Source organism: Streptomyces albidochromogenes (assembly GCF_005981925.1).
GTDB classification, from domain to species: Bacteria; Actinomycetota; Actinomycetes; order Streptomycetales; family Streptomycetaceae; genus Streptomyces; species Streptomyces albidochromogenes.
Genome location: NZ_VBVX01000334.1, coordinates 1 through 6,737 on the forward strand (window position 1 = coordinate 1; position 6,737 = coordinate 6,737).

At 70.1% G+C, this 6,737-nt stretch carries 5 protein-coding genes; 2 read left to right on the plus strand and 3 right to left on the minus strand.

What is annotated here, in order from left to right; genetic code table 11:
* Positions 1-334: 334 nt before the first annotated feature.
* On the plus strand, positions 335-856 hold the full coding sequence (locus tag E2E34_RS29155; protein ID WP_138904879.1) for a universal stress protein: 522 nt from the start codon (positions 335-337) through the stop codon (positions 854-856).
* A gap of 34 nt (positions 857-890) precedes the next feature.
* Here E2E34_RS29155 and glmS read toward each other — a convergent pair whose 3' ends face one another.
* Both glmS and E2E34_RS29165 read right to left on the minus strand, forming a co-directional pair.
* Positions 891-2,708, minus strand: coding sequence for a glutamine--fructose-6-phosphate transaminase (isomerizing) (glmS, locus tag E2E34_RS29160; RefSeq protein WP_138897772.1), 1,818 nt, complete (start codon positions 2,706-2,708; stop codon positions 891-893).
* 36 nt (positions 2,709-2,744) lie between these two features.
* Positions 2,745-3,026 (minus strand): hypothetical protein, encoded by a 282-nt coding sequence (locus E2E34_RS29165; RefSeq protein ID WP_028811565.1) that lies wholly within the window; start codon positions 3,024-3,026, stop codon positions 2,745-2,747.
* Between the two features lie 247 nt (positions 3,027-3,273).
* Between E2E34_RS29165 and E2E34_RS29170 the strand changes: the two genes are divergently transcribed.
* Complete coding sequence (locus tag E2E34_RS29170) at positions 3,274-4,881, plus strand: beta-N-acetylhexosaminidase (RefSeq protein WP_244316229.1); 1,608 nt, start codon at positions 3,274-3,276, stop codon at positions 4,879-4,881.
* Between the two features lie 71 nt (positions 4,882-4,952).
* Here the strand turns inward: E2E34_RS29170 and E2E34_RS29175 are convergent.
* Positions 4,953-6,737 (minus strand): IucA/IucC family protein (locus E2E34_RS29175; protein WP_244316231.1); only part of this gene is annotated, 1,785 nt, incomplete at its 5' end.

Sequence of the window (6,737 nt, forward strand, 5' to 3'; positions counted from 1 at the left end):
TGGCGGGGCCGGTCGGCGGTCCGGGCACGGCGGACTCCCTGACGTACGCGGGTGGGACGTGCCTAACGGACGGCGGCCCCGAGGGGTCACTGAGGGGTCCGCCTGTCGAGACGCCTGTAGGGGCCAACCGGCATTGCCTTACGCTCCGGGCTCGTGCATGCTCCCTGAAACGCCGTGCGAGGGACCGGCGGGCTCTGGGCAGGAAAGGAGTGTCGCCGTACCCTTGGGGGTATGGGCTTGGGAAGATGATTCCCAGACACAGTTCACTGTTCAATTGTCATAGCTTCCCTCAGGAAAAGCGACCCTCCCCAGAGGACTTCTCGCCGAGACACCCATGGCCGGTCACGAAATCCCCGAACCCGCGGACCGCAAGCAGGTCGCCGATCCCCTGGACGACCTCCGGGCGGTGGAACGAACACGCCACTCCTGCGACCCCGCCTTCCAGCACGGTGTCGTCGTCGGCTTCGACGGCTCCACGTCCAGCGAGCGGGCGCTTTCGTATGCCATCGGCATGGCGGTGCGGTCGGGCTCCGGCCTGATCATCGTCCACGTCGCGAACCGGCTGCCGACCACGGTCTGGGCGGGCTGCGAGCCCCCGGTCTTCGTGGACGTGCCCGATCACCGCACCGAGGTGCTCGGTCTGGAGCTGGCCTGCGCCGACTACCTCGCCGAAGTGCCGTGGATCCTCGTCGAGCGCGGCGGCGACATCTGCCACGAGCTGGAGGAGGTCGGCCAGGAGTACTCGGCCGACGCGATCGTGGTCGGGTCGACGCACGGCATCGTCGGGCGGATCTTCGGCTCGGTCGCCGGCCGGCTCGCGCGGCGCGCGCAGCGGCCGGTCATCGTGATCCCGTAACCGTTCGCACGGGATCACGACGACCCTCAGACTGCTACTCGACCGTCACGGACTTGGCGAGGTTGCGCGGCTTGTCGATGTCGCGACCCATGGCCAAAGCCGTGTGGTATGCCAGGAGTTGGAGCGGAATGCCCATGAGGATGGGGTCCAGCTCCGTCTCGTTCTTCGGCACCACAATGGTGTGGTCGGCCTTTTCCTGCTCGCGGTGCGCGACCGCCAGGATCCGGCCGCTGCGGGCCTTGATCTCCTCCAGCGCCGCGCGGTTCTTCTCCAGCAGCTCGTCGTCGGGCACGATCGCGACCGTCGGGAGCGCGGGCTCGATCAGGGCGAGCGGGCCGTGCTTGAGCTCGGAGGCCGGGTACGCCTCGGCGTGGATGTAGGAGATCTCCTTCAGCTTGAGGGAGGCCTCCAGCGCCACCGGGTAGCCCCGCACGCGCCCGATGAACATCATCGACTGGGCGCCGGCGTACTCCTCGGCGATCTTCTTGATCTCGTCCTCGGTCTTGAGGATCTCGGCGATCTGGGCCGGCAGCTTGCGCAGGCCCTCGATGAGGCGCTTGCCGTCCGAGACGGACAGGTCGCGGATGCGGCCCAGGTGCAGCGCCAGCAGGGCGAAGGCGACCACCGTGTTGGTGAAGCACTTGGTGGAGACGACGCAGACCTCGGGGCCGGCGTGCACGTACATGCCGCCGTCGGCCTCGCGGGCGATCGCCGAGCCGACGACGTTGACCACACCGAGGACGCGGGCGCCCTTGCGCTTCAGCTCCTGCACTGCCGCCAGTACGTCGTACGTCTCACCGGACTGGGAGACCGCGACGTACAGGGTGTCGGGGTCGACGACCGGGTTGCGGTAGCGGAACTCGGACGCGGGCTCGGCGTCGGCGGGGATGCGGGCCAGCTCCTCGATGAGCTGGGCGCCGATCATGCCCGCGTGGTACGAGGTGCCGCAGCCGAGGATCTTGACCCGGCGGATGCCGCGCGCCTCGCGGGCGTCCAGGTTCAGGCCGCCCAGGTGCACGGTGGAGAAGCGGTCGTCGATGCGGCCGCGCAGCACGCGGTCCACGGCGTCGGCCTGCTCGGAGATCTCCTTGTGCATGTACGTGTCGTGGCCGCCCATGTCGTACGACTCGGCCTCCCACTCCACGGTGGTCGGCGTGGCCGTCGTACGGGAGCCCTCGGTGGTGTACGTACGGAAGTCGTCGGCCTTGAGGGTGGCCATCTCGCCGTCTTCGAGCGTGACGATCTGGCGGGTGTGGGAGACGAGCGCCGCGATGTCGGAGGCGACGAACATCTCCTTCTCGCCGATGCCGAGGACGACCGGCGAGCCGTTGCGGGCGACGACGATGCGGTCGGAGAAGTCGGCGTGCATGACGGCGACGCCGTACGTGCCCTCGACGTGGCGCAGCGCCTCGCGGACCTTCTCCTCCAGCGTCACGGCCTGCGAGCGGGCGACGAGGTGGACCAGGACCTCGGTGTCCGTCTCGGAGAGGAACTCGACGCCGTCGGCGACCAGCTTGGCGCGCAGCTCGGTGGCGTTGTCGATGATGCCGTTGTGGACGACGGCGACCTTGCCCTCGGCGTCCAGGTGCGGGTGGGCGTTCTCGTCGCTCGGGGCGCCGTGGGTGGCCCAGCGGGTGTGGGCGATGCCGGTGGTGCCGGCGAAGCGCTTGGGGACCTTGGCCTCCAGGTCGCGGACGCGGCCCTTCGCCTTGACCATCTTCAGGCCGCTGGCCTTCGGGCTGGTGATGACGATGCCCGCCGAGTCGTAGCCGCGGTACTCCAGGCGCTGGAGGCCTTCGAGCAGCAGCGGGGCGACGTCGCGCTTGCCGATGTAACCGACGATTCCGCACATGTGATGGGTATCCCTCGAGTCGTTGGGTGCGTGCTCTCAGCCGTAGACGATGCGGCGCAGCTGACGGAGCGAGAGCTCCGGCGGCGCCACGGCGCGGTGCGGCATCTCGGCCGCGATCCGCTCGAAGATCTCCGCGTTCACCAGACCGCCGGACTGGAGCTCACGGTGGCGGCGGCGCACGAAGTCCTCCGCCGTCTCGTCGAAGTACGCCAGTACGTCGAGCACCACCCGGGCGGCCTCACCGCGCGGGAGCGCGGTGCTGCGGACCAGGTGGTCGATGAGGTCGTCGTACGGGGACGACGGGCGGCGTTCGAGCACCCGTAGATACTGCGGGGGATCCGGGGCGTACGCAAGAAATCTGCCCGCTATCGGGCAGGATTTCCGTCACAACGCGAAAAGGCCAGGTCGCAGGCGCGTGGGGGAGTGGGGTGTCGGGGGCGCCCGTGGGCGACACAGGGCGGTCAACTGGTCTACACCCTTGACCCGGAAAGGGGCGCGCGATACGCATGGTGACCGTTCGCCTGCACCATGCCACTGTTGCGAAGCCCCGCCGAAGGGACCGCCCGTGAGTCAACGCAGAAGGATTCCAGGTCTGTTCGCCCCGCTGCTCCTGGTCGTCGCCGCCGGCGCGACGAGCCTGGGGACCCCGGCGTCCGCCGCCGAGCCGGCCGCCCGCGCCAGACCGTTGAGCCAAGTGGTTCCGGCGCCCGCCTCGGTGTCCGAGGGCGGGCCTTCTTACGCCCTCACGCCCCGCACGCGCATCCGGGTCGACGACGACTCCCGGGAGGCCCGGCGCATCGGCTCGTACCTCGCGGACGTCCTGCGCCCCTCCACGGGCTACGACCTCCCCGTCACCGCGCGGGACGCCAGGGACGGCATCCGGCTGCGGCTCGGCTCGAAGGACGCCTCGCTGGGCGACGAGGGATACCGGCTGGAGTCGGGGCGGCACGGCGTGACCATCACCGCCCGCAGGGCCGCCGGGCTCTTCCACGGCGTCCAGACGCTCCGTCAGCTCCTGCCCGCGGCGGTGGAGGAGGACACCCGGCAGCGCGGCCCCTGGACGGTCGCGGGCGGGACGATCAAGGACATGCCCCGCTACGGCTACCGGGGCGCGATGCTCGACGTGTCGCGGCACTTCTTCAGCGTCGACAAGGTCAAGACGTACATCGACCAGATGGCCCTCTACAAGATCAACAAGCTGCACCTGCACCTCTCCGACGACCAGGGCTGGCGGATCGCCATCGACTCCTGGCCGCGCCTGACGACGTACGGCGGCTCCACCCAGGTGGGCGGCGGCCCCGGCGGCTACTACACGAAGGCCGACTACCGGGAGATCCTGCGGTACGCCGCCTCCCGCCACCTGGAGGTCGTCCCCGAGATCGACCTGCCCGGCCACACCAACGCGGCCCTGGCCTCGTACGCCGAGCTGAACTGCGACGGTGTCGCGCCGCCCCTCTACACGGGCACGAACGTCGGCTTCAGCTCCCTGTGCGTGCCGAAGGCCGTCACCTACGAGTTCGTCGACGACGTGGTGCGCGAGATCGCCGCGATGACACCCGGCAAGTACCTCCACATCGGCGGTGACGAGGCGCACTCCACGCCGCACAAGGACTACGTCGCCTTCATGGACAAGGCGCAGGCCGTCGTCGGGAAGTACGGCAAGACGGTGATGGGCTGGCACCAGCTGACGGGCGCCGAACCGGCCGAGGGCGCGGTGGCGCAGTACTGGGGCCTCGACAAAACGTCGGCCACCGAGAAGGCGCAGGTCGCCAACGCCGCCCGGAACGGGACGAAGCTGGTCCTGTCCCCGGCCGACCGCGCGTACCTCGACATGAAGTACGACAAGAGCACCCCGCTCGGCCTCGCCTGGGCGGGCTACGTCGAGGTGCGGCGCTCGTACGACTGGAATCCCGGGGCGTACCTGCCGGGCGCGCCCGCCCAGTCCGTGCTGGGGGTCGAGGCGCCCATGTGGTCCGAGACGCTGTGGACCAACGACCAGGTCGAGTACATGGCCTTCCCGAGGCTGCCCGGCATCGCCGAGCTCGGCTGGTCGCCCGCGGCCACGCACGACTGGGACGCGTACAAGGTGCGGCTGGCGGCCCAGGGGCCGCGGATGTCCGCGCTGGGGATCGACTACTACCGCTCTCCGCAGGTGCCCTGGCCGGCGGAATAACGGGCCTCGAAGGTGCGGCGGGCGTCCGTGAGGGCCTTGGACACGGGCGCCCGCCCGCACATCCGTCCCGGTCAGGCGGGTGCGTACCGCGCGATCGGGTTGTCGAGGGTGCCGACGAGCTGGAGCGCGCCCGCCGGGTCCTGGAGGTCGACCATCTGCTTGTTGTTGCGCAGCTGGAGCCGGTTCAGGCAGGAGAGCGCGAACTCGGGGGCGAACATGTCGTACTGCTTGAACTTGTCCGCGAGCTCCGGGTGCGCCTCCTGGTAGTCGGCCACGCACTCCGCGACCGCCCGCCAGAACGTCTCCTCGTCGAGGACGCCGTCGGTGACGAGCGTGGCGCCGAGGAAGCGGAAGAAGCAGTCGAAGACGTCGGTGAACAGCGACAGCAGCTTCATGTCCTCCGGGACCTCGGCGCGCACCCGCTCGACGGCGGGCGGCAGCACCGCGTCCGGGTCCATCACGCAGATCTCCTCGGCGATGTCCTTGAAGATCGCGCGTGTCACGGCGCCGTCCTCGACGGCGAGGATGACGTTCTCGCCGTGCGGCATGAAGACCAGGTCGTACTGGTAGAAGCTGTGCAGCAGCGGCGTGAGGTACGCGCGCAGGTAGCCGCGCATCCAGTTCGCGGGTTCGAGGCCCGACTCGGCGATCAGGGCGCTCGCGAAGGACCGGCCGTCGTGGTCGGTATGCAGCAGCGACGCCATGGTGGCCAGGCGCTCGCCGGGGGCGAGCGACGGGACGGGGCTCTCGCGCCACAGCGCGGCGAGCATCTTCAGGTACGGGGAGCCCTTGGCGGTGGCGGCCTCGTACTGGCGGTGGTGGTAGCCGATGGCCGCGCGCTCGCGGATGATCGTCAGGCCGGTCGCGCCGAAGGTCTCGTCGCTCGCGATCAGGTTGGCCAGCCAGTCGTTGATGGCGGGCGTGGCCTCCATGTAGGCGGCGGACAGGCCACGCATGAAGCCCATGTTGATGACCGACAGGGCCGTCTTGACGTAGTGCTTCGACGGGTCGCTGGTGTTGAAGAAGGTGCGGATCGACTGCTGGGCGAGGTAGGTGTCGTCGCCCTCGCCGAGGCAGACGAGGCGCTGCTGGGCGACCTCGGCGGAGAAGGTGACGGACAGCTTGTTCCACCACTGCCACGGGTGGACCGGGATGAAGTAGTAGTCCGCCGGGTCGAGGCCGAGACCGGACAGCCTCGCCGTGAACCGGTCGGCGGTGGCCTCGCCCAGCTCCTCCCGTACGAAGCTCTCGTAGTCGAGTCCCGCGCCGGCCGTGAAGGTGGCGTGGTCGCGGCGGGCGGCCAGCCAGATCATCCGCACCGGGGTGGCGGCCTCGGGGGCGTACGCCCGGTACTCGTCGATGCCGAAGCCGAGGCGGCCGTTGTTGGCGACGAAGCAGGGGTGGCCCTCGGTCATACCGGTCTCGATGGCCTGGAAGCCGGAGCGGGTGAGGGCGGCGGCGCTCACGGGCGTCTTGGTGAGCTTGTACGCCGTACCGGAGAGGGTGGAGCTGATCTCCTCCAGGTAGACGGGCAGGATCTCCGCGCTCAGACCGAGCGACGCGCGCAGTTCGATGAAGAACTCCAGCGCGTCGAGGGGGATCTCGGCGCCGTCGCGGTGGCGGGTGATGGACTCGGCGAAGACCTGCCAGTGGTCGAGCGCGTGGCGGCGGGCGGCGAAGCGGTACTCGGTCGCGCCGTCGTCGGAGCGGACCGCGTACCGGTCGTCGCCGAGCGGCTCGGGGGTGAGCAGGCGCTCGTGGGAGAACTCGGCGAGGGCCTTGCGCACGAGCAGGCGGCTCGCGTGGGCCCAGCGCTCGGGGGTGAGGTGGGCGACGGAGTCGGCGGGGGACGGGGC

Excerpts from the sequence above, each read along its gene's own strand:
- glmS (WP_138897772.1), bottom strand. The coding sequence starts at position 2,708 with ATGTGCGGAATCGTCGGTTACATCGGCAAGCGCGACGTCGCCCCGCTG.
- E2E34_RS29155 (WP_138904879.1), top strand. The coding sequence starts at position 335 with ATGGCCGGTCACGAAATCCCCGAACCCGCGGACCGCAAGCAGGTCGCC.